Genomic DNA, 21,975 nt, shown 5'->3' with positions numbered 1-21,975 from the left:
CTAAACGTTTACAAAACATTGCATGTCCGAACATAAATGGACGCTAGAATTTGTATTTGGTTCCCCTTAGCTGGAACCAAATACTAACCAACAGGAGGAATAGAATGGGAATCATTCGTCTTTTTGCATCCCGCAGCATCAAATACGCTACTGCAATGGTGTTCACTTTGTCGTTGTACGCTGGTGCTACGAGCAGCATACAACCGGCATCGGCCGAAGGCCCGGCTGATCCGGCCCCTTTTATCGCCGCCAAGGTAGTAAATGAGAATGCTGGCAAAAAAGTGCTGTTCGATAATACACACGGACAGACGTCCGGCGCTGCAGACTGGGTCATTGACGGAGGGTTTTCCGACTTCGGACAGGCCCTAGCGAACCGTGGCTATGATGTGCAAGAGCTTCGCAAAGCTACGCCGATTACTTACGATGATCTGAAAAATTATGATGTATTTGTGACGGCAGAGCCGAATATTCCTTTTAAACAAAGCGAACAGGCTGCAATGGAGCAGTATGTCAAAGCAGGCAACAGCATTTTCTTCATTGGAGATCATTATAATGCGGACCGCAATAAAAACCGCTGGGACGGCTCGGAAAGTATAAACGGCTACCGTCGCGGTGCTTGGGAAGACCCGGCAAAAGGGATGAGTGAGGAAGAAAGAAACTCGGCAGCGATGCAGGGGGTAGTCAGCTCGGATTGGCTGGGCAGCCAGTTTGGTGTGCGTTTCCGCTACAATGCATTGGGCGATATTACCGCTAATCAGATTGTGGAGCCGGCGCAGGCGTTTGGCATTACAGCAGGGGTGAGCAATGTCGCGATGCATGCCGGGTCCACGCTGGCGATCATGGACCCGACCAAAGCCAAGGGTATCGTATACCTGCCTGAAACGAATCAAGCTTGGGCCAGTGCGGTCGATCAGGGGGTCTATAATGGAGGCGGCATAGCGGAGGGCCCCTATGTAGCCGTATCAAAACTAGGGCTGGGCAAAGCAGCATTCATCGGGGATTCGTCTCCTGTCGAAGATGCAACTCCAAAATATTTGCGCGAAGAGACAGGAACCAAGAAGACGACGTATGATGGCTTCAAGGAGCAGGATGACGCCGTGCTGCTGGTTAACCTGATTGACTGGTTGTCCAAGAAGGAGAACTATACCAGCCTGACGGATGTAAAAAGCATGCAGCTTGACCAGCCGACGGCGCTGCTGTCTTTTGAAGAGCCGCAGGCTTCGACCGAACCGCAAGCCGAGCCTTGGTCTGCTCCCGCAGCAGGCTACAAGTGGTGGGATCAGAAGACCTTTAAGCCTGGCTCTTACGGTGGACCGTCTGCCAGTGCACAACCTGCGTACAGCATCGTTCGTCAGGAACAACTGCCGAATGCACAGCCTTTTCAAATTCGAATTGTTGCTGACCAGTTGGCTCCCAATACCACGGTTAGCGGATTCAGCACAGGCATTTATGTAGCAGGCGGCAGCCAGGTAGCCCAGATTCAAAACCCGGATGGCACTTGGCCGACCTCGTATGGCTATAGTGGAGCATTTAGTCTGGAATCTGACAGCAAGGGGCATGCCTACAAAGACCTGACCGTACGAATCAAGCCAGGAACCAGCGGTGCGGCCAATCTTCGATTGAGACAAAACGGCAGCAACCTGCTGACCCAATCGGTTGAGTTGGCCGATGTCCCGGCCCAGCCGCTGCCTGAGGACGGAAATGCCGTTCCGGCACGCATTAGCATTGCCGAAGCACGGAGCCTCCCAGCTGGCAAAGTTGTGACCTTAGAGGGAATCGTGACGACACAGCCAGGCGCCTTTGGCGGTCAAGCCTTTTATATGCAGGACGAAAGTGGAGGAATTTATGTATACCAAAATCAAAGCGGCTTCCAGCAGGGCGATCAGATAAAGATTACAGCAGGCCTTGCGCTATACAACAGTGAACTGGAGCTGACCGATCCGGTGGCTATTGAAAAAACGGGAGCAGGGCAGCTTCCGGCAGCCATGCCAGTCACGGAACTAAGCGATGCCAATCAAGGGCAACTGGTTGAGCTTCCTTCTGCCACAATTCGCAATATCATCGACGCGACTCCGGCCGGTTCCTTTGAATTCGATGCGGTAACTGGGGAGACAAGTCATCATGTTCGCGTGGATGCACGTACAGGTGTAACCCGGGCATCCTTTCCATATCAGGAAGGACAGGAAGCAAAAGTAACAGGGATATCAGCGATTTTTAAAGGGAATTACCAGTTAAAGCCGCGCGGGCTGGATGATTTTTCAGTTCAAGCAGGGGCAGAGCTGCAAGAAGTACAGCTTACGCTGGACCACCAAAATCTCAACGTAGGGGAAACCGCAACTACGGACCTCAGCGGTACACTAACGGATGGCAGTGAAGCTGATTTAAGTAATGCTTCTGTACAGTACACCAGCAGTCATGAGTCCGTTACGCTGGACACGTATGGCAAGCTCCAGGCAGTAAAAGAGGGAAGCGCCGAAATTACAGCCAGCGTCACTCTGGAAGGCAAAACCGTTGTATCCAATCCTGTAACGGTTACTGTCGGCAAAGCCAATACTGGCGAAGTGCCGGGCAAACCTGTACTATCCGATGATAACGGGCATGACAACGGGCTGAAGGGTGGCAATTATCATATCATCATGAACCTGTGGTGGGGCACGAACGGTGATGAGCTCAAGCTGTATGAAAACGGCGAGCTGATCGGGACTCAGGCTTTGCAAGCCGCTTCCCCTGGAGCACAGCATGCCATCATTCCAGTAACGGGGAAAGCAAATGGTACCTACACATACACGGCCGAGCTGATCAATGCTGCCGGTAAAACGACCAGTGATCCGTTAGTCGTTAAAGTAACCGATGCTTTGCCTGGCATGCCGGTGCTGTCTCATGACAATTGGGACGGTGACGGCAACTACACGGTTTCCATGAATATGTGGTGGGGCACCAATGCGACAACATATAATTTGTATGAAAATGGTGAGCTGATCGACACGCAAGCGCTGGCGAGCAAAACTCCCCAGGCTCAAAGTGCAACTACAAACATTCAAGGTCGAAAGGCGGGCACCTATGAGTATCGGGCTGAGCTGGTCAATGACTCAGGAAAAGTTTCGAGCAAAACGATTACTATAAAAGTGAAAGACCGTTAAATAACAAGAGCATCTATTGGCTTTGCGGAGCCTGATAGATGCTCTTCTTTACTTATTCAGGCTGTCGCTCTTTCGTTTAACGTATCGCTTCACATCCCGAATATCGGTATTTAATAAAAAAAGTCCCGCTGGAACGGGAACCTGCCCATTTAGGAGGAGGATGAAGATGATGTTGGCTGAGTCGAGAGCGTATCTATATCGGTAGAGCCGAAGAAAAATAAAACAATCAGAATGGTGAGAATGATAAACTCTGCAAAATGCTCCCCGTCAAACTCGTTTGCCGTAAGCTCACTCACCGCAAATAACCCCTTTCATCATCGGTGTGTTACTTATCCATTTTCTGTTGAAAAGCTTGTATGACTTGATCCAGCGTCATATTCCCGTTGTCATTTAAAAATTTCACCATGTTGTCGACATTGGTAGAGTTCGATGCCAGTGTTTTGAATTTTCCCGTTAATCCTACAAGCAGAGTTGCTTGTCTGTATAAAGTAACGGAATCGACGTGCAGCTTTCCTGTTAACAACAGGGCCGCTACTACGACCTCCACATTTTTTCCATGCAGAGCAGAGAAGATAGCCGAGTTGGTGTTTAATCCGCTTTTTTTTTGTCCGTTAGAGTTAGGGGATGATTTGGATTTGCGATTTCCATTTCCGTTCTTACCTAAGGAAGCCATTGAATCTTCCTCCCGCCATCAACTGTTCTTGCCTGGTATGAAGAAAGTTTGGGACAAGGACAGTGGCACTGCACGTGCTCATCAACTGCGATATAATCTTATAGTATGCGAAAAGAAAGCATTGGTTACTGTGAGAATAACCCTAAAGCGAGTATTTCCGGACTCTTATTGCAATGTAAATTATTTTCGCATGTTCGTTCAATATAGAGTAAACTACAATAAAGCAAACGAAATAGGAGTTGTGGATAAAAAATGTCAAATGAAGAAGTGTTGTTAACCAAAGAGGGCTTAGCCAAGCTGGAGGAAGAGCTCAAGGAACTGAAGACCGTAAAACGCAAGGAACTGGCCGAGCGTCTCAAGCTGGCAATCAGCTACGGAGACCTGAAGGAAAATAGTGAATATCATTCAGCCAAAGACGATCAAGCCTTCATGGAGACACGAATTATGGTATTGGAAAAAATGTTGACCAAAGCCCGGCTTGTGGATGAAAGCAATTTGGACCTTAGAACGGTTAGTATAGGTTCAACCGTCATTCTCAATGATATTGAATTTTCGGAAAAGGTGGAGTACAAAATTGTAAGTCCCGCCGAGGCAGATGTTCAGGAAAATAAAATTTCGTATGAGAGTCCTTTAGGTAAGGCGCTTCTGGGAAAAGAAGTGGGAAGCATTATTGAGGTAGATGCACCCATGGCTGTAATTAAATATGAGTTGCTCGAAATTAAGCTCACATAGTTCATTCCCGATTCCCTTTATAAGGGGGCCGGGATTTTTTTATTTGGGGTAGTACCAGCGTAGCTGTATTGAGTCCTTCGTTGATTTCACGGCGTTAGCCATTAAAACCAAAAAAGTAGTATTCGGGAATTGCATTGCTTTTTCTAATAAAATTATGTTAATATCGTCGTGTAATTAAAAATCAAATAATATGATGCTTGTTTTTATCCCCGGGTAAAAACGATAAAAAGCACTGAATTTCACTCCGTTAGGGCCTTTTTAGGAGGGGTGAGATTCAGTGCTTTATTGTTTTTTTAGGGATAAATGCAAATTCATACTTGTTAAAGGAGGTCAACGATATGTTTGAGATTCGAGTTTTAAGTAAGGAAGATATATCGCAATTTATAAACATGCAGCAAGTAATTGAGGTAGTTGAGGCCGTGTATAAATCAAAGAGTGAAGGAATGACAGAAGTATGGCCTACGGTGTTTTATGAATTTAATCCAGGAAAAGCCGATTTGGATATTAAATCCGGCTATTTAAAAAGTAGGAAGCTTTTTGGTCACAAAACAGTAACTTGGTTTGGAAGCAATGTAGAAAAAGACATTCCAACTTTAATTGGGATGATTGCTGTGTTTGATGCTGACACTGGAGTGCCAATTGGAATGACGGATGCTTCTTATATCACAGGAATGAGAACTGGGGCAGCAGGTGCATTAGGGGCAAAATATTTGGCCAGAAAAACTTCAGAAAACTTATTGATTGTGGGTGCTGGAAATCAAGCAGTTTTCCAAATTGCTGCAACATTGACTGCATTGCCAAATATAAAGAAAGTACGAGTAGCTGCACAAAAATCAGAAGGAGCAAAAAGTTTTGTCGATGGTATTCGTAATGAGCTTCAAAATGAATTTGGAATAAGTACTGAAGATATCACATTTGAAGCTGTAAAAGACTTGGAAAAAGCAGTAACTGATAGTCAAATTATCATAACTGTAACACCATCGAGAAAACCAATCATAAAAAAAGAGTGGATTCAAAAAGGGACTCATATTTCTTGTATAGGAGCAGATATGGAAGGAAAACAAGAAATAGACTCAGGCATCATGTCATCAGCTTTAATATTTGTAGACGACATGGAGCATTGCAAGCATGTGGGCGAAATAGAAATCCCTCTTAAACAAGGTATTATAAGTGAAAAAGATATCATTGGTGAAATAGGCGACTTAATATTGGACAAAGTTAAAGGAAGGACAAACGAAGATCAAATTACAATATTTGATGCTACTGGTATGGCACTTTTGGATATTGCTACAGCTGAAATCGCACTAAAGCATGCAGAAAAAAACGGACTTGGCATTAAAGCTAATATTTAAAAGGAGAAATGGAAAAATGAGTTTAAATTATCAGGAAGTAAAAGACGCATATGAACGTATCAAAAATGATGTACGAAAAACACCACTAGAAGAATCTTATTATTTAGGAGATGAAAATAAGAAATATTTCTTTAAACTTGAATCTTTTCAAAAGGCAAAGAGTTTTAAAATTCGCGGTGCGTTAAATAAAATGATGACTTTAACGGAAGAAGAAAAAGAACGTGGAATTGGAACCATTTCTTCAGGAAATCATGGGAGTTCCGTTAGTTATGCAGCTTCGATTCTTGGCATAAAGAATACAAAAATCATTGTCCCTGAAAACACGCCCCAAAGTAAAATGGATAAGATAAAATACTTTGGGGCGGATGTAATGCTGATGGGTAAAAACTATGATGAAGCACACTTACTGGGGATGGCATATGTAAAGAAAAATGGTCTAACTTTCATTGATGCATATTATAGTGATCCTAAAATATATGCTGGTCAAGGAACAATTGCCATTGAAATCCTTGAGCAAAATCGGGATATTGATACGATAGTAGTCCCAATTGGCGGAGGAGGACTTATCACAGGTATTGCAGTTGCTGCAAAAGCAATAAAGCCAGATATCCGTATTATCGGCGTGCAGACTGAAGCATGTCCTGCTATGGTAGACTCTTATAAGCACAAGACCTTCTATGAAGAATATCCAAGCGAAGAATCATTGTGTGATGCTCTAGTTGGCGGTGTCGGCAAACTAAGCTATGAAATGGCGAAAGACTATGTTGATGAATTCCTTGTTGTAACAGAAGAAGCCATTGCAAAAGCAGTAAGCTTTATAGCGAAAGAAGAGAAATATATTGTTGAAGCTGGAGGCTGTGCATCTGTTGCTGCCGTTATGGAGCACCGAGAAAAAATTGGCGGACAAAACATTGCTCTTGTTTTGTCCGGTGGTAATATCGATGGAAAACTATTAACTTCTATTTTAGAAAAATATTGATGGAAGCTGAAAACGGGAGCGTTTGCGAAATAAGGCTCATTGAAATGATAAACCTTTATTCAAAATGGGATACCGCCACATGCCTATCAACAGCGTTGGCGTGTATTTCCGGAGTTGCATAGAATTTCTTTTCCAGCAAGTCCAAATAGTCGTAATCTACGGGCCGTGCCAGCCTTTTAGCTTCTTCCACGGAGGCGACGATCTGATCCCACGGTATAACGGCATCAAGCGCAACAAACGGATCAGTACCTTCACTTCGGGCTTTAATAAGGGCGGCCCCAAGATCGGCAAAGTGAACAACCTTTTCGTTGATCGATTTACCGTATAGCTAATTGCCCCTAGCGATTTTTTGTTTGTAGGAGGGCCACTTTCATGTTGCTTTAGGCCAATATCCACTCCGCAATATCCTCCAAAACTTCAGTAGACACCTTTTGTGGGATTTTGTACTCTTTTTTGAAGTCCTTGACCCTGCCATAAACCGACTTCATAAACAGGTGGTTCAATCCGGGATAGAGCTTGAAACGGACATTGGGCTTCCCGATGCAGATTTGCTGATAGAGTGCGAAATCCTTTTCCGTGGAGACCTGAAAATCCTTGTCTCCCTGCAATATCAGCAGGGGTTTTTCTGTTCTGCTCAGATAATGGGTAACGGGATGTTCGGCCATCTCCTTAAAATACCATGCGTAGGTTTTACCAAAAATCTTTGTCTGTTTTGCTTTTTCCTCATTCATACCGGAGATGGCGTCGAATTTGGCTTTGAGACCCGCGATTTGCCTATTCGCTATTTTTTGTAGAAATTTAGGCAGTTGACTGAGCATATCATCATTTTGGCTCATCAAAATATCGCTCAAAATACGCGGCGAGCCTGCACATATGATTATACCTGTGAAATCACCGCCCTCCGCGTCAATACGTGGCGCGAGCATACCGCCGAGGCTGTGACCTAAAATGTACACCTTGTCGGAGTCAATTCTGCCGTCATTTTTAAGCAGTTTGGCGGCAAGGATGGCGTCTTCTATTGTTTCGCTTTCCACAGTAACATCGCCGGGGTTTTCTTTCAGCATCTGCTTCCCGTAAATCTTTGTACGCTTGTCATAGCGAAGCACAGCGATTCCTTTGGCAGACAGTGCTTCTGCAATATCGCGGAACGGCTTATTAGCGCCGATACTTTCATCCATATCCGCAGGGCCTGAGCCATGCACCAGTACCACAGCCGGGACCATTGAAGTACAATGATCCGGCAACGACAATATCCCATTCAAAGGGTATTTCATTCCCCTGCCAATGATTATTTTTTCGTTCATGTCTATAACCTCCGACTAGATAAGTGATGGTGCTATTACATGCGTGTTTTTTTTCATAGTCTATTTCCTTCTATAAATTTTTCCATTTTATGAACGACTCGCTGATATCTAGGGTCATCTCGCAACGAATCGAACGCTGGATTCATCAGTCCATCCCGCATCATGCTTTCCTTAATTACCTGCTCGCTGCGGGGCGCGACTACGACGCAATCATTCAGCCACGGTTCAATCTGATCAAAGAAGGAATCTCCATGAAGCTCGAAGGGGAAGAATCCTTCCACGCAGGTATCCACATATTTTCCAAGCAGTTCAATTGCTTTTTCAGGAAAATTGTTCGCGCAATACATATGAGCACCTTGTGCGTAAAGCAGGATGACATTGTTTGGGTTTAGCCGCTTCATATTAAAATTTCGTGCGATATCTGTCGCTCTCAGAAAGGCTTCTTCCGCTTTTTCGAGGTTGTCCATATTCGTTTGCAGAACTTTCAGCAGCCCTTGAAAAGTCGCCATCGTATACTGATACAGATCAATCTGCAAGGTTTCTTTGGCTTTGCCAAAGTTACCCATAACCTTATAAGCCTGTGAAATTAACACACCCTCCGGCATCATAGGTCGGATTCCTTCCCCAAGTAAATCCAAAACCCGCCGTGGTTTATTAAGCGTCAGACAGCAAATCGCCTGATATAAAACCGCTTCTTTGGAAAGTTGAACATCGTCGCTTTCTGCCTGAATCCGCTCACATACCGTCACGGTTTCGTTCAGGAGCGCCTCTTTTTGTTCCTGCGTTCCCGCCAGCATGAAGTGATTTGTGTACAGCCTGACTATTTGCAAAAGGAGTGGAAAACAGGCGTAATATTTTTTAATGATGGCAGCGCACTCCGCGATTACATCTTCAAAAGGCAGGGTAGCGAAATCGGAGGCCAACCGGGTGTATAGTTTTGTGATGTCGGTCCGTTCCATTTGCGGGGAATAGCCCATCAGTTCGTCTATGCTGATGTTAAAATAGGCGGCAAGCTGTGGGAGAAATGTGATGTCGGGATAGCTTTGCCCCGTTTCCCACTTGGAAACAGACGCTTTGGAAACACCGATATATGCCGCAAGCTCATCCTGCGTGATTCCTTTTCCCTTGCGTTTGGCCACAATGATCGATGCCAGATTGATTTCTTTCATCAACGTCACCTCCGCTTATTACTATACGGTTTATAAAGTAAACTTCCAATCGACTCCTGGTTTACTTTTCGAGAAATAATCAACCGTAGGGAAACAATATAAAATAAACAGCCCACCCCGTAGGATGAGCTGTGTTTTAAATACTATACTTGACTGTTGCGAAAATCTTGTTGTCGTCGAAGCCGTGTTAGAGCGCGGCAAACCGCAGATTTTAAACAGTGATCAAGGCTCCCATTTCAGCCTATTCACTATGACTGCTATAACGATATGCTAGTCCGTCATCAAAAAGCCGGCTTGCTCCAATGCAGCACAGGCATCATTAATTTTAGCCTCATCCGAGGCGTGCAGGGTATGAAGGTGGATGCCTCCGGTCAGCTGGGACAAATATGTGGCTTGAGTGGAGTTGATTTTGCGCATAAAATCCTCCACTTCCTTGCGATTTCCGACTCGTATCGGAGCAGTCAGATCGCCATATACCGGATGCTCCACAATAACATCCTGCACACTTACACCATAATCCACAATTAGCTTTAATTCCTCTTCTGTCTGTTCAGGTCGGTGATTGCACACGATAATACGTGAGGCTATGGGAGCAGCTTGCCCCGCAGGCTCCATGTAAATGTATCCTTGGCTCGTAGCCAGGATAGGCTCTTGGCTTGCTTTTAACAGGGAAATATCCTGTACAATTACTTGTCTGGAGACGGAGGCTCTTCGTGCCAGCTCGTTCCCGGTCAGCGGAGATTCATTTTTGAGCCACAGCAGCAGCTGCTTGCGGCGATCCGTTCCTGACCATTTTGAAGATTCTGTCAATGGGATAAGCTCCTTTCTTGTCGATGCGCCAAATCTGCCAAAATATCTACCAATACATTCAGATCCTCGATTGTAGTCGTCCTTCCGAAAGAAATACGGATAAATTGTAAAGCTTCACGGTCAGAGGCTCCAAGTGCTTGTAAGGCAGGCGAAGGTTCGTGATGTCCGGCGGCACATGCGCTGCCGGTAGATATGCAGACACCGCCTCGGTTACATTCCAGCATAACATATTGTCCCTCGTAACCGTGAAAAAAACATCCCACGATATGACCGAGCACTGCTTCTGTGCCGCTTTCCTGTACGACCCAACGCAACGGAATGGATTTATTTTGAACTTGGGTCATAAAATATTGCCTTAACATAGCATACCGCTGCTGATGCAGCTCCATTTGTTCAGTCATCCATTCTGCTGCTGCGACAAATGCAGCGATACCGGGAACATTAACCGTTCCGGGGCGAAATCCGTTTTCATGCAGTGTATCAGGGTACACCGGACGCCATGGGGTCCCCGGCTTGAGATATGCAGCACCGACACCTTTGGGCCCATACACCTTATGGCTTGATACGGAGAGGGCATCTATTCCCATGGCAGTTACATCCACAGGAATATTCCCAAAGGTCTGTACCGCATCACTGTGCAGCAAAATACCACGATCTCGCAGTAGGGGAGACAAGGCAGCAAGATCCTGAATCAGCCCAGTTTCCGAATTGGCGTGTTGTACAGATACGAGTCCGGTATTTTCTCTGAGGTGAGGCAAGAGAGCTTCGCCGGTTATTCGTCCGTCCTTGTCCGGTTGTACAATTGTCAACTCATAGCCCTGCCGCTCCAGCAAAGTGGCCAGATTGTACATAGACTGATGCTCCAGTGCGCTCATAATCCAATGCTTTTTGTGCTGCGGCAATCCGTTCAGGATCGACTGGACAAGCAACATATTGGATTCCGTTCCTCCTGTTGTAAAATAAACGCCTTCCTTTTGCCCGCCAATCATATTCGCTATCCGTTGTCTGCTGTAATCCAGCGCATAAGCTGCCTGGCCGCCCGCATCATGAAGGCTGCTGGCATTTCCGAACATTTCCTTATTTAATGCGTTATACATATTCAAAGCTTCGTCACACATGGGTGTGGAAGCGGCATAGTCCAGATAAATCACAGCCAATCCTCCCTGTTTAAAAATAATTCCATCACAAAAATCCTTGAGATTATTGTAGGCATGTGTAAATATAAGTGTCAAGACACTTGTAAATATACGTGATAGCACATCGGCTGTCTGTTAATAAAAGCAAAAGACAGACGACCGCAGAGATAATGGAGGGATTGGAATGTCTATACTTGATGTTTTACAAGGAAATCGAGGGCTGATGCCGGGGAGCTATAAGACACTGACAGTTGCAGACATGGAGCGTCGCGTTGCCGAGCTGAAACAAAAATGGGGTTCAAAGCTGCTCATTCCGGGCCATCACTATCAGAAGGATGAAGTGATTCAGTTTGCTGATATAACAGGGGATTCTTTACAGCTTGCCCAAATGGCTGCACAAAATCAGGAAGCGGAATTTATTGTGTTTTGCGGAGTTCATTTTATGGCGGAAACGGCGGATATGCTGACTGCCGACCGGCAAACGGTCATACTGCCGGATATGCGCGCAGGCTGTTCGATGGCAGATATGGCCAATATGGAGCAAACCGAACGGGCCTGGAAGCATTTACAGGAGCTTGTTGGAGACACGATTATTCCGTTAACCTATGTGAATTCTACAGCGGAGATCAAAGCCTTTGTAGGACAGCATGGCGGGGCTACCGTGACCTCTTCCAATGCCAAGCAGGTGCTGGAATGGGCGCTGAAGCAAAAGGAACGTATTTTGTTTTTACCCGATCAGCATTTGGGTCGCAATACAGCCTACGATCTTGGAATTCCGCTAGATGAAATGGCCGTATGGAATCCGATGACTGATCAACTGGAGACTGAAAGCGACCCGGCGACTGTGAAAATTATTTTATGGAAAGGGCATTGCTCTGTGCATGAAAAATTTACAGTAGATCATATTCGCAGCGTCCGCGAGCGTGACAAGAGCATCCGGGTCATCGTTCACCCCGAATGCTCTTATGAGGTCGTACAGCTCGCAGATTGCGCAGGCTCCACCAAATTCATTATCGATACAATCCGTGCGGCAGAACCGGGGACCCGATGGGCCGTTGGCACAGAGATGAATCTCGTGCAACGAATCAAGCAGCAGTACCCTGAACAGCAGATCGAATCGCTCAATCCCGATATGTGTCCTTGCCTGACCATGAATCGGATCGATCTTCCACATCTGCTATGGGCATTGGAGCAAATGGATCAGGGAGAGCCTGTGGGTGTGATCCGTGTGGATGAGCAGGTCAGACAGGAGGCTGTACTGGCGCTGAATCGCATGCTGGCTATTCGTTAAGCTTTTGCCGTTCCAGCGAGATTCTTCTGGAATCTGTGGGCTTATTTTAGAGAAGCAGGGAGCTTGACGGCAAGCAGACGGTTGCCGCTTTGAATAAATATCATCCCGCCGGATTTGAGCGTTGGACCGAAGGAGCGTGAGCCTGTGTTGACAGTAAACACGGGCTTCAAGGTCATCAGGTCATAGCCGTGAAATACGCCATCTGATTGCCCGACGTACACACCTTTGCCAAACACGTCAGCTTGAATGATCGGATTATCACCACCGTAATGGATGAATTGCCCGGAGGCCAGCTTCATGGCAGTCAGTCCGCCTTGACTAAAATCTTGATAGAAGATGCGGCCTTCATGAATGGAATATAAAGGGATAAGCTGATCATAGCCTTCTTGCGACCACTTGCGAGCAGGCTTGCTGTCTGGCTTGTAGTTCCAGAAGTCATAGGAAGCCAGCGCCTTTCCCTGAAAGACATAAAGGTCTTTACCGTACAAAAAAGCAGAACCATATATGCCTCCAGATTGGAAAGTGCCATCTTTATTTTCAGCTTCGGTCCATCGGTACTGACGATCTCCTTTGGATTCACCTGTCTTGAGGTCGTACTGTGATATCGTAACTTTTCGATTTACCGGATCATCATCCATCATAAACGTATTGGCAAGAGAGTAGACCACCCCGTCTTTAACGGCCAGTGGAAAGGAATTTCTGAAGCTTTCCCAAAGCTTTTTGCCGGTTTTAGCGTCATAGGCATTGATCTGTTCAAAGGTCAGGCTGCCCTGTACGTTATAATTGCGGATAAGGACACCATCAGTCTCCATTAGGTCGTTCAGACCATGGTATGAGTCCTTATCCTCACTGATTTTCCATTTGAGTTTGCCGCTGGCAGCATCGACAGCAGCCGTTTGCTCCGACTGTGTAATGTATACTGTAGAGCCGATTCGATAAATATTACCTGCCTTCGTAAATCCTAACGAAGTGGTCCATACTTTCTTGCCTGATTCTGTAACGGCATAGATGGAGCCGTTCTGTGTCATTCCGTAGATGGTGCCATTGCTATGAATCAAAACAGGGGTAAGCTGATCACCATATTGCCACAATTTCCGGCCCGAGCTGCCCTCTAGAGCAACCAGTCTGTGGTTAGAATCAATTGCGAACACCTTACCGTTTTCCGCGACTGCAACCGCCTGCTCTGAATACTGATTTCTATCGATTGGGATAACGGGAAATGACCAGGAAGGCTTGATCACAGGTGCTTGGATTGAGCTGCTATAAGCTAAGTTGCTCATTGAGACGGCAGATTGCTCGGCACTTGCTTTTTCAGCAAATCCACCAAAGATCAGGGGCAGCCCAATGCTGGTTACCGCCAATCCTGTTAACAATGAGCTATGTATCGTTTTTCTCATACGTGTCTGCTCCTTTAGGAGTTAGTAGGGGAGTATGGTTTTACATGAAATTCCCTTTTGATTAGACTGTAAATAAAGCCAAAAGTTTCATGCTGTATTTGTTTTTTACTTTTCTTGAGCCCAAACACTGAAATCAGCTGCTTGTGAACCAACCTGTATCTCTATTTAAAGATTAGTTGTTGACCCGGTTTCGTGCTATAATCGTAGCAATAAACCGAAGGAGGTGAATCCCTTGTTTGAGCTTCAGGACCTGCTCCCCTATTTATTTACAATTGGCTTGCTGTGTACCGTAACCTATGCGTATCTTACTCATTTGCACGGCAATGTGCCCGAATGCTGGGTAGAAGGCGGGGCCGTTCGGTCGCATGCTTCTTCGCTGATGCCGATATCTGCTCGTGGACAGGACATGCCTGTCCGACTGGCACGCCATATCCGGCGCAAGGAAGCGCCGGATGAAGACACATCAGATTGTCTCCCCTCGTTGAACGATAGTACAGCCAATCAACGAGGAGGAACATATGAAACGTTTCAAGGGATTCACCTTTTGGGGTAAAAAAGAACGGATATTAGGAATAATGGTAGCGTTGGCGGTGATCATGCTGCTGTCTGGCTGCGGTGCGAGTACTGGAGAGATAAATGCACAGACACCCGGATTTTTTAATCATTATGTGGTGTTCCCGCTTTCTTGGCTCATCCAGCAATTGGCGCAATGGTTTGGCGGAAGCTTTGGCCTGGCGATCATGACACTGACGTTAGTTGTCCGTCTGGCGTTACTGCCGCTAATGATGCGTCAAGCACGTGCCCAGCAGGGAATGAAGCGCAAGATGAGCGCCATGCAGCCCGACCTGGACCGAATTAAGAAGAAGTACGAAAATAAGAAGGATGCTGCCAGCCAGCAGAGTATGCAGCAGGAAATGATGTCGCTTTACAAAGAGCATCAATTCAATCCACTCAATATCGGCTGTTTGCCTATTCTCATTCAGCTCCCGATATTGAGTGGCATGTACACTGCCATCCGGTTAACCCCGGAGCTGGCATCTCATTCCTTCCTTTGGTTTCGGCTCGGACAGCCGGACTGGATTTTGTCAATTATCGTCGCAATTGTTTACTTGGCACAGGCCAAGCTTTCTCAGTCTCAAATGACGGCAGAGCAGCGCAAGCAGTTTGCCATTATGGGATACCTTTCCCCCATCATGATGGCGGTCTTTTCCTTTAGTGCCCCTGCAGCCATGCCATTATACTGGACAGTAAGCGGCACCTTCTTGCTGCTTCAGTCGCTATGGTTCCGTAAACGTTATCCAACCGAGGAAGCAGAGAGTAAGGCCAAGCTTGGAGAAGTTACACCGACCTAAAAAGAAGACTCAATATTATAATTTCGTTTCTAGTATGTCATGTGTAATGACAGGATGCCATTCGAGCCGTTATAGGGCTTGAGTGGTATTTTTTTGTTGCTTCTTTTTGCGAGATCGGTTCAAAGTTCTATGCTTATTGTGCACAATGAACTTGCGCTATTTTAGTCATTATGAAATCCTTATTGGATAAGCTAATTCTTAATGTTGGGAGAGGCGATATGAACAATTCAACCAAGTCCATTGGATGGTACGAAAATCAAATCAGAGAAGATGGCTGCTATTGCATGAGAAGCATGCAAAAAGCACCGGGGTATGTGCAAAAGCTGAATTGGACAGAAAATGAATTTTCCCAAGGTTTGACTTATATACAGATAAGAAAAGACAACAAACCAGCCGGATTTATAGAGTACGCACGGGGTGAACAGGCCTGGAGAGCCGTTCATGCGGATGGATATCTTGTAATTCATTGCTTATGGATGGGGATAACTGGCTTGGGGCTGGGCTCCCAACTTATTCAGCGTTGTATTGAGGACGCTGTCAGATTGGGCAAAAAAGGAGTCGCTGTCATTACCAACACCGATACATCGTGGGCGCCAGGCCCCGACATTTTTCTAAAAAACGGGTTTCAGCACGTGGAGGATGGGCCTTATTCTTTTCAGTTGTATGTTTATAAGCTTAATAGTGACCATTCTGATCCTTATTTTCCAAATAACTGGACGCAGCGGCTGGAGCGCTTTAGTGAAGGCTTGACGATCTTGCGTACTCATCAATGCCCCTATTTGGAGATTGCCGCGCAAAATGTGATTGAAGCGGCAGAGAGTGTGGGCATACAGCCTGAAATTATGTATATACACGATCGACCACAGCTGATGGAATTGTCCCCGACACCTTATGGTGTGTTCCATGTGATCTATAAAGGCGAATTGATTTCATATCACAGACTGACTCCGCGTTCTTTTGCAAAAAAGCTGAGCATGCTTTACGATAAAAGTTGATTCTTTGGGTGAAATTATGAAAGAAAGGTGTGTACAGTAAAAACACGAAACGACATCACGGAGGACCAACAAGATATGAAACAATCATCAACTAAGCTGCCCATCTCCTTGGCCCTACTCACATGTATAGTATGTGCGCTCGGTTTTACTTTAATCGCATTATGGGTCAGCGACCATCAGGTGCGGCATTTTGACTACAAGATTATTACGGATATTCAACAGCTGGAGTCACCAGCAATGACTCGTATAATGAAATTTTTCACCCTGATCGGCAGCGGGATTCCGGTTGTGATCATTATTTTAATCTCTATGTTTGTGCTGTACAGAGTATTGGGACACCGTAGAGAGCTGCTGTTTTTAGCAATTGCTGTGCTGGGTACGGTGTTGCTGAATACGGTATTAAAGTTGCTTTTTCACCGTGCGCGTCCGGAAATTAATCGCATTATTGAAGCGAATGGATACAGCTTTCCAAGCGGACATTCCATGACTGCCTTCAGTATGTATGCGGCGCTGACCTTTTTAGTGTGGAAGCATGTTCCTTTCAGGCTAGGCCGTATTCTGCTGATCGTGCTCAGCAGCCTGCTGATTATAGCGATCGGGACAAGCCGTATTTATTTGGGCGTGCATTATCCAAGCGATGTTCTGGGCGGCTATTTTATGAGTGGTTGCTGGATGGCGGCCTGTGTTTGGTTTTATCAGCGATATGAAGAACGAAAGCCGTCACTTCGCTCTAAATCGACAGCGTAGTTAGTGACGCAGGCCATGAATTATAAAAAAGCAGACGCATTAGCGTCTGCTTTTCATTTGGGCAGAGGAAGTGGGGGCGGTAATATGAGTTCTGGCCTGTACGGCAGGCTTGAGCCCCAGTTTTTGCTCCCAACGTTCATAAAATATAATAGCGGCCTGTATGAAAATACCAGGAAGCTTCCGATTTCGTATGAAGGTATGAATGCCGACAGCGCAGCCTGCTCCAATGACCGCACCTGCCAAAATATCCGAAGGATAATGAACACCGGTCCAGACTCGGGATACGGCAATGAGCACAGCCAGGATAACCCAAAGCACGCGATATTTTTGACGATGAAGCCAAAAAACTGTAGCCACAGCAATGGCTCCAAGCGCATGATTACTCGGAAATGAAGCGTTGGCATCATGGTGGATTAGCTGAATGACATCATGACCGACGAAAGGCCGATCTCTGTAAAACAAATGTCCTAGGCCCCAACTGATAGCAAAGCCAACACCAGCCGTAACAACAGCTTCTATAACCATCATCCGATGTGGCATTTTAAAGGAGAACCAGTAAACCAGCAAAGCCAACCCAAACAAATAGGGTGCATATTGAGCCAAGAAGCGCATGATTCCATTTAAAATGGAGAGGTGATTAGCCAGTTCATTGATCCAGTGAAATAAAGCATAATCTACATTAATTAGCATGAATAAATTACTCCTTAACATCAAAAAATGAATTACAAAATTATATTATAGAGCTTCCCAACCAATTAAAGCTTAAAATCAAATAAAAATTCAATGGCTATTCCAATACTCATTTAGTTTTTCTATAGAAAATAGGTGGTTTTGTCGTGAAAAAATCGGTGCTGATCATTGATGACGAAGAGAAGATATCCAGACTACTCCAATTGGAATTATCTCACGAAGGATATGCAGTTGAAATCGCCCAGACGGGCAAAGAAGGATTGGAAAAAGCGTTGGCACACACATGGGATATCATCATTTTGGATGTGATGTTGCCGGAGATGAACGGGGTTGAGGTACTGAGGCAGTTTCGAAAAGTGGACAATCATACACCCGTAATTATGGTCACTGCACGTAACACAACTACTGATAAAGTCTCCGGTCTGGATGGAGGGGCGAATGATTACATTACGAAGCCTTTTGAAATCGAGGAGTTATTAGCGCGGATGCGGGCCAGTATGAGGCATCAACCGGAATCCAAAACAACCTCTGTACAAGAAGACGAGAAGCCGGCGGTTCTTCAGGTCGATAGCCTGATGCTGGAACCCAAGACACGCGCTGTGGTGCGGGAATGGAAGCGAATCGAACTGACGCCCAAAGAATTTGATCTGCTTCATTACCTCATGGAACACAAAAATCAAGTATTGCAGCGGGATCAATTGATTCAGGACGTATGGGGGTTTGATTTTGTGGGGGACACGAATGTAGTCGATGTGTATATCCGATATGTTCGTAAAAAAGTGGATCATGGCTATAAGAAAAAGCTGATTAAAACCGTGCGTGGCGTAGGATATTGCATCAGGGAGGAAGACCATTGAAGCTGCGGACCAAAATTACCCTGCTCAGCTCGATTCTAGTAATGACCATTCTCCTGTTTGTAGATGTGACCGTGCATCTGTTGTTTGTCAAAATCGCCACTCGCAATGAAAGAGAAGTGTTGCAAAATAAATGGACTGAAATCATTTCGGAAACCGGTTCCAAGATGATTTTAAAAAATGCATGGGGGCCCGAGTTAAAGGATGAGCTTTCGGGAGATACAATCCTGAGGGTTTTTGATCAGCAATCCCGCCTTCTGTATGAAATCAGTCGTCAGTCCCGCTTCAAGCTGGGTGATATACGTTTTAACACTTCTCAAAGTTCACAGCTAACAGATGTACAGGGCCATAAAATCCTGGTCATTCATCTTCCAGTGCTTTCTCCAGAGGGAAATCAGGAGGGGACGCTGGAGATTGTGGAAAAATGGAATGCACTCGAAAACAATCTCGATATTTTAAATACGATCCTGGTCACCTCGACTACAGGAGCCATGCTGCTTAGTCTTGTAGGCAGCACGATTTTAGCGAATGCCATATTGCTACCGATTTCGAGCAGTATTCAGACCATGCAGGAAATTGAAAGAAGTCTTAAATTCAAAAAAATCCCTGCTCGCACTCACAATCAAGATGAATTGTCCCAAATGACCGCAACCTTTAATCAAATGGTGGACAGGTTGGAGGAGAGCTTTCACAGCCAGCAACAATTCGTCTCAGATGCTTCGCATGAGCTGAATACGACATTAATGATCATTGAGGGCTATGCTAACATGCTGCGACGGTGGGGTACGCGTGACGAGGAAATTTATAAGGAATCCATTGAATCCATCTATGAAGAAACTCAGCGGATGCGAACGATGACGCAGCAATTGCTGACTTTGGCTTCCTCACAGCAGGAAGACCCGGAGCCGTATGAGCGAATAGAATTGATCGGTTGCTGTGAGCAGGTAGTAGCACATCTCAAGCTTGTACATGATCGTCAAATGACTATTTTTACAGATGAAAAAGAAATCTGGCTTGATGCCAACCTTGCAAAAATAAAACAGCTCCTGCTTATCTTGCTCGATAATGCTTTAAAATACAGCTCAGATTCAATTGATATCCTGCTGTCTTCAGATGAAAAGGATGTGCATATCCGGGTCAAAGATTATGGAATCGGGATACCAGAGGGTGAGATCAAGCGAGTCTTTGAACGATTTTATCGTGTAGATAGCTCCAGGCATCGTAAAACCGGAGGAACCGGGCTTGGGCTACCCATTGCCAAGGCTATTACAGACGCCCACCAAGGTACGATATGTATGGAAAGCGTAGAAGGAGAAGGAACACAGGTGACCGTCACGTTGCCTCGAAGACATCAGGAAGGGCTGTCCCTCCGGTAGACATATCTACTCGCGGAACAGCCCTTTGTGTTGATACTTATAAGTGGCCATAGAGGAATGGAATCTTATCTATGCCTGTCCTACAGGACACGACGTGCTGTAGTGTAGTGAGAACTCCACCATCCGGAATTAAGGTTCGTAATCGTTACGCCGCCTTTACCAAATGTGTGTAAAATCTTGCCATCCCCCATATAAATAGCTACATGGTGAATAGGAGAGTAGAAAAAGACCAGATCGCCTTTTTGCAGCTGACTACGTGGTACAAACGTGCCGACAGTCGATTGCTGTTTTGACGAACGTGGAAGCTTGATACCATTTTGTCCAAATACATATTGAGTAAATGAAGAGCAATCAAAAGAGCTAGTGTCGCCTGCCTGTGCTCCAAACTGATAGGGTACACCCATAAATTGGGATCCTGTAGAAATGATCTGATCAGCTGTATCTACCGAAGCGGCATGAGTGGTGTCAGGTCCAACTACAAAGCTTCCTGCGCCCAATGCCAAAGTCATCGTAAAGCAAATGCCCATCCATAATTTTTTTGAAGTGTGTTTCATATAAGATACCTCCGTTATTTCGTATTTTGTATCTTGTCGTGATGTCCTGATATGACAATAACACAAATAAAATATCCGGAATTTACCACTTAAGGTTACAATCCTGTTACCTCAACGCTTTTCCCTCATTTATTAGAAAACGATGAGAATTTTCACCTGATATTTTGATTGACAGAACGTGCATTTCCCCCTTATCACTGGGTCCGTATGACAAAAAGCGACTTGCAGAAGATTCGCACAAGCAATCACGCAAAATATACATAGCTATATACTAGAGTTAATAACTTGTACGGGAACAAGCCTAGGTTCCCGTTCATATCGTAAAGCTCACACTGCTTTTCCGGTCAGGAAGGAGGATTTATATGACTTCAAAACAGATTAAAATGCCCAATGGTCAACGTCTAAACATTGTTCAGGTGATTTCCAACTATCCCAATGCACAGCCGGTCCCCTCCATCAAGGGTGGAACGGAAAAGGTCGTATATGAATTGACGGAGGAACTGGTAAGACGAGGACATCATGTATCTTTGTTTGCCGCCCGTGGGAGCAAAAGCAGTGCGAGACTGATTACCTATCCCAAGGGTATGAAGCACGATCAGATCCACCAGTACGTCCTTCAGCACATGCCTCCCGGTACACAAATCATTCATGATCATACCTTTCGTTCCGCTCTGAGGAACAAGAAGTTGCCTTGTCCGTCGCTATGCACAGTTCATATTCCAGTGAAGAGATACGGTAAAAATCCGGTATTTGTGAGTAAACGGGCGCGCCAGCTTATGGGTGGGGGCAAAGGATTTTATGTCTATAATGGGATCAACACACATGAATACGAGTTCAGTAGCGAGAAGCACGACTATTTGCTGTACATGGGCAGGATTATTCGAAATAAAGGCGTATTGCAAGCCATTCAGGTGGCAGAACGAACAGGAAAAAGACTGCTTATAGCGGGTCCGGTCAGGGCACCTGTATTTTTTCGCCAGGAGATTCAAAAGCGAATTCAGCGCAATCCCAAAATTAGCTATGTGGGAGCAGTAGGAGGCCAACAGAAGCAGCAATTGCTCAAGCATGCGGAATGTGTGTTGTTCCCGATACTGTGGGAAGAGCCTTTTGGACTTGTGATGGTAGAGGCGATGGCTTGTGGAACACCGGTTCTGGCTTTAAAAAATGGCTCTGTTCCCGAGGTGCTATCAGGCTTCCCACAGCTGATTTGCCAATCAGTTGACCAAATGGTGCGAAAGGCGCAGCAAAAAAACTACCCGTCACCCGCTCAGCTGCGCAAGTATGTCACCCAAAGATTTACCAACAAACAGATGACCGATAGTTATTTGAAACTTTACCGTCAAATTATTCGTCAGCAAGGACAGAAGACAAGCCAGGGATAGTCTAGTCCGGCATTTCAATATCCGGTTGCATGAGCTTCAAGG

21 protein-coding genes and 1 pseudogene are annotated in these 21,975 nt (G+C 45.6%); 12 read left to right on the top strand and 10 right to left on the bottom strand.

What is annotated here, in order from left to right; translation table 11 throughout:
- Window positions 1–104 precede the first annotated feature (104 nt).
- On the top strand, window positions 105–3,140 hold the full coding sequence (locus KQI_RS0107055; RefSeq protein ID WP_010346054.1) for a chitinase N-terminal domain-containing protein: 3,036 nt from the start codon (window positions 105–107) through the stop codon (window positions 3,138–3,140).
- A gap of 149 nt (window positions 3,141–3,289) precedes the next feature.
- Here KQI_RS0107055 and KQI_RS28750 read toward each other — a convergent pair whose 3' ends face one another.
- Together KQI_RS28750 and KQI_RS0107050 are read right to left on the bottom strand one after the other, a co-directional pair.
- Window positions 3,290–3,436 carry a hypothetical protein gene (locus KQI_RS28750; RefSeq protein WP_169314550.1) on the bottom strand — a complete coding sequence of 49 codons (147 nt, stop codon included), beginning with the start codon at window positions 3,434–3,436 and terminating at the stop codon, window positions 3,290–3,292.
- Window positions 3,437–3,465: 29 nt separating this feature from the next.
- A complete protein-coding gene (locus tag KQI_RS0107050; RefSeq protein ID WP_010346053.1) occupies window positions 3,466–3,813 on the bottom strand; it encodes a hypothetical protein in 348 nt (115 codons plus the stop codon).
- A 252-nt stretch (window positions 3,814–4,065) separates the two neighbouring features.
- On the opposite strand from KQI_RS0107050, the gene greA reads away from it, so the two are divergent.
- From greA to KQI_RS0107035, 3 genes are all read left to right on the top strand, one after another.
- A complete protein-coding gene (gene greA / locus KQI_RS0107045; protein ID WP_010346052.1) occupies window positions 4,066–4,545 on the top strand; it encodes a transcription elongation factor GreA in 480 nt (159 codons plus the stop codon).
- 338 nt (window positions 4,546–4,883) lie between these two features.
- Complete coding sequence (locus KQI_RS0107040; RefSeq protein WP_010346051.1) at window positions 4,884–5,897, top strand: ornithine cyclodeaminase family protein; 1,014 nt, start codon at window positions 4,884–4,886, stop codon at window positions 5,895–5,897.
- A 16-nt stretch (window positions 5,898–5,913) separates the two neighbouring features.
- The gene (locus KQI_RS0107035; protein WP_010346049.1) at window positions 5,914–6,876 is read left to right on the top strand and encodes a threonine ammonia-lyase; all 963 of its coding nucleotides are present in this window, start codon (window positions 5,914–5,916) and stop codon (window positions 6,874–6,876) included.
- An 87-nt stretch (window positions 6,877–6,963) separates the two neighbouring features.
- Here KQI_RS0107035 and KQI_RS29185 read toward each other — a convergent pair.
- The 5 genes and pseudogenes from KQI_RS29185 to KQI_RS0107010 form a co-directional block, all read right to left on the bottom strand.
- Window positions 6,964–7,198 (bottom strand): annotated as a pseudogene (locus tag KQI_RS29185) (hypothetical protein); the annotation flags it as partial.
- A 58-nt stretch (window positions 7,199–7,256) separates the two neighbouring features.
- Window positions 7,257–8,180 (bottom strand): alpha/beta hydrolase family protein, encoded by a 924-nt coding sequence (locus KQI_RS0107025; RefSeq protein WP_010346047.1) that lies wholly within the window; start codon window positions 8,178–8,180, stop codon window positions 7,257–7,259.
- Between the two features lie 53 nt (window positions 8,181–8,233).
- Window positions 8,234–9,349: a helix-turn-helix domain-containing protein gene (locus KQI_RS0107020; RefSeq protein ID WP_010346046.1), complete on the bottom strand. Its 1,116-nt coding sequence runs from the start codon at window positions 9,347–9,349 to the stop codon at window positions 8,234–8,236.
- A 270-nt stretch (window positions 9,350–9,619) separates the two neighbouring features.
- Window positions 9,620–10,159 carry a transcription repressor NadR gene (locus tag KQI_RS0107015; RefSeq protein ID WP_010346045.1) on the bottom strand — a complete coding sequence of 180 codons (540 nt, stop codon included), beginning with the start codon at window positions 10,157–10,159 and terminating at the stop codon, window positions 9,620–9,622.
- Window positions 10,156–11,310, bottom strand: a complete 1,155-nt coding sequence (locus tag KQI_RS0107010; protein WP_010346044.1) for an IscS subfamily cysteine desulfurase — start codon at window positions 11,308–11,310, stop codon at window positions 10,156–10,158. Before KQI_RS0107010 ends, KQI_RS0107015 begins: the two co-directional genes overlap by 4 nt.
- 169 nt (window positions 11,311–11,479) lie before the next feature.
- On the opposite strand from KQI_RS0107010, the gene nadA reads away from it, so the two are divergent.
- Window positions 11,480–12,586, top strand: a complete 1,107-nt coding sequence (gene nadA, locus KQI_RS0107005) for a quinolinate synthase NadA (protein ID WP_010346043.1) — start codon at window positions 11,480–11,482, stop codon at window positions 12,584–12,586.
- 41 nt (window positions 12,587–12,627) lie between these two features.
- On the opposite strand, the gene KQI_RS0107000 is transcribed toward nadA, so the two are convergent.
- The gene (locus tag KQI_RS0107000; RefSeq protein ID WP_010346041.1) at window positions 12,628–13,983 is read right to left on the bottom strand and encodes an outer membrane protein assembly factor BamB family protein; all 1,356 of its coding nucleotides are present in this window, start codon (window positions 13,981–13,983) and stop codon (window positions 12,628–12,630) included.
- A gap of 232 nt (window positions 13,984–14,215) precedes the next feature.
- On the opposite strand from KQI_RS0107000, the gene KQI_RS0106995 reads away from it, so the two are divergent.
- The 4 genes from KQI_RS0106995 to KQI_RS0106980 all read left to right on the top strand — a co-directional run bounded on the left by KQI_RS0106995 (window position 14,216) and on the right by KQI_RS0106980 (window position 17,077).
- Window positions 14,216–14,536 (top strand): hypothetical protein, encoded by a 321-nt coding sequence (locus KQI_RS0106995; protein WP_010346040.1) that lies wholly within the window; start codon window positions 14,216–14,218, stop codon window positions 14,534–14,536.
- A complete protein-coding gene (gene yidC, locus KQI_RS0106990) occupies window positions 14,502–15,335 on the top strand; it encodes a membrane protein insertase YidC (protein WP_010346039.1) in 834 nt (277 codons plus the stop codon). Before KQI_RS0106995 ends, yidC begins: the two co-directional genes overlap by 35 nt.
- A 218-nt stretch (window positions 15,336–15,553) precedes the next feature.
- Window positions 15,554–16,330: a GNAT family N-acetyltransferase gene (locus KQI_RS0106985; RefSeq protein WP_010346038.1), complete on the top strand. Its 777-nt coding sequence runs from the start codon at window positions 15,554–15,556 to the stop codon at window positions 16,328–16,330.
- 75 nt (window positions 16,331–16,405) lie between these two features.
- Complete coding sequence (locus KQI_RS0106980) at window positions 16,406–17,077, top strand: phosphatase PAP2 family protein (RefSeq protein ID WP_010346036.1); 672 nt, start codon at window positions 16,406–16,408, stop codon at window positions 17,075–17,077.
- A 39-nt stretch (window positions 17,078–17,116) separates the two neighbouring features.
- Here the strand turns inward: KQI_RS0106980 and KQI_RS0106975 are convergent, their stop codons facing one another.
- On the bottom strand, window positions 17,117–17,788 hold the full coding sequence (locus tag KQI_RS0106975; protein WP_479682736.1) for an undecaprenyl-diphosphatase: 672 nt from the start codon (window positions 17,786–17,788) through the stop codon (window positions 17,117–17,119).
- A 125-nt stretch (window positions 17,789–17,913) separates the two neighbouring features.
- Between KQI_RS0106975 and KQI_RS0106970 the strand changes: the two genes are divergently transcribed.
- Both KQI_RS0106970 and KQI_RS0106965 read left to right on the top strand, forming a co-directional pair.
- The gene (locus KQI_RS0106970) at window positions 17,914–18,624 is read left to right on the top strand and encodes a response regulator transcription factor (RefSeq protein WP_010346034.1); all 711 of its coding nucleotides are present in this window, start codon (window positions 17,914–17,916) and stop codon (window positions 18,622–18,624) included.
- A complete protein-coding gene (locus KQI_RS0106965) occupies window positions 18,621–19,997 on the top strand; it encodes a sensor histidine kinase (protein WP_010346033.1) in 1,377 nt (458 codons plus the stop codon). Before KQI_RS0106970 ends, KQI_RS0106965 begins: the two co-directional genes overlap by 4 nt.
- 80 nt (window positions 19,998–20,077) lie before the next feature.
- On the opposite strand, the gene KQI_RS0106960 is transcribed toward KQI_RS0106965, so the two are convergent.
- Window positions 20,078–20,551, bottom strand: a complete 474-nt coding sequence (locus KQI_RS0106960; protein ID WP_010346032.1) for a C40 family peptidase — start codon at window positions 20,549–20,551, stop codon at window positions 20,078–20,080.
- 362 nt (window positions 20,552–20,913) lie between these two features.
- Here KQI_RS0106960 and KQI_RS0106955 point away from each other — a divergent pair, with 362 nt between their 5' ends.
- On the top strand, window positions 20,914–21,933 hold the full coding sequence (locus KQI_RS0106955; RefSeq protein ID WP_010346031.1) for a glycosyltransferase family 4 protein: 1,020 nt from the start codon (window positions 20,914–20,916) through the stop codon (window positions 21,931–21,933).
- Window positions 21,934–21,975 lie beyond the last annotated feature (42 nt).

It is taken from the genome of Paenibacillus peoriae KCTC 3763 (assembly GCF_000236805.1).
Classification (GTDB): Bacteria; Bacillota; Bacilli; order Paenibacillales; family Paenibacillaceae; genus Paenibacillus; species Paenibacillus peoriae.
Note: the sequence above shows the minus strand (reverse complement) of the source record. Positions and strands in the feature narration are given on the sequence as shown.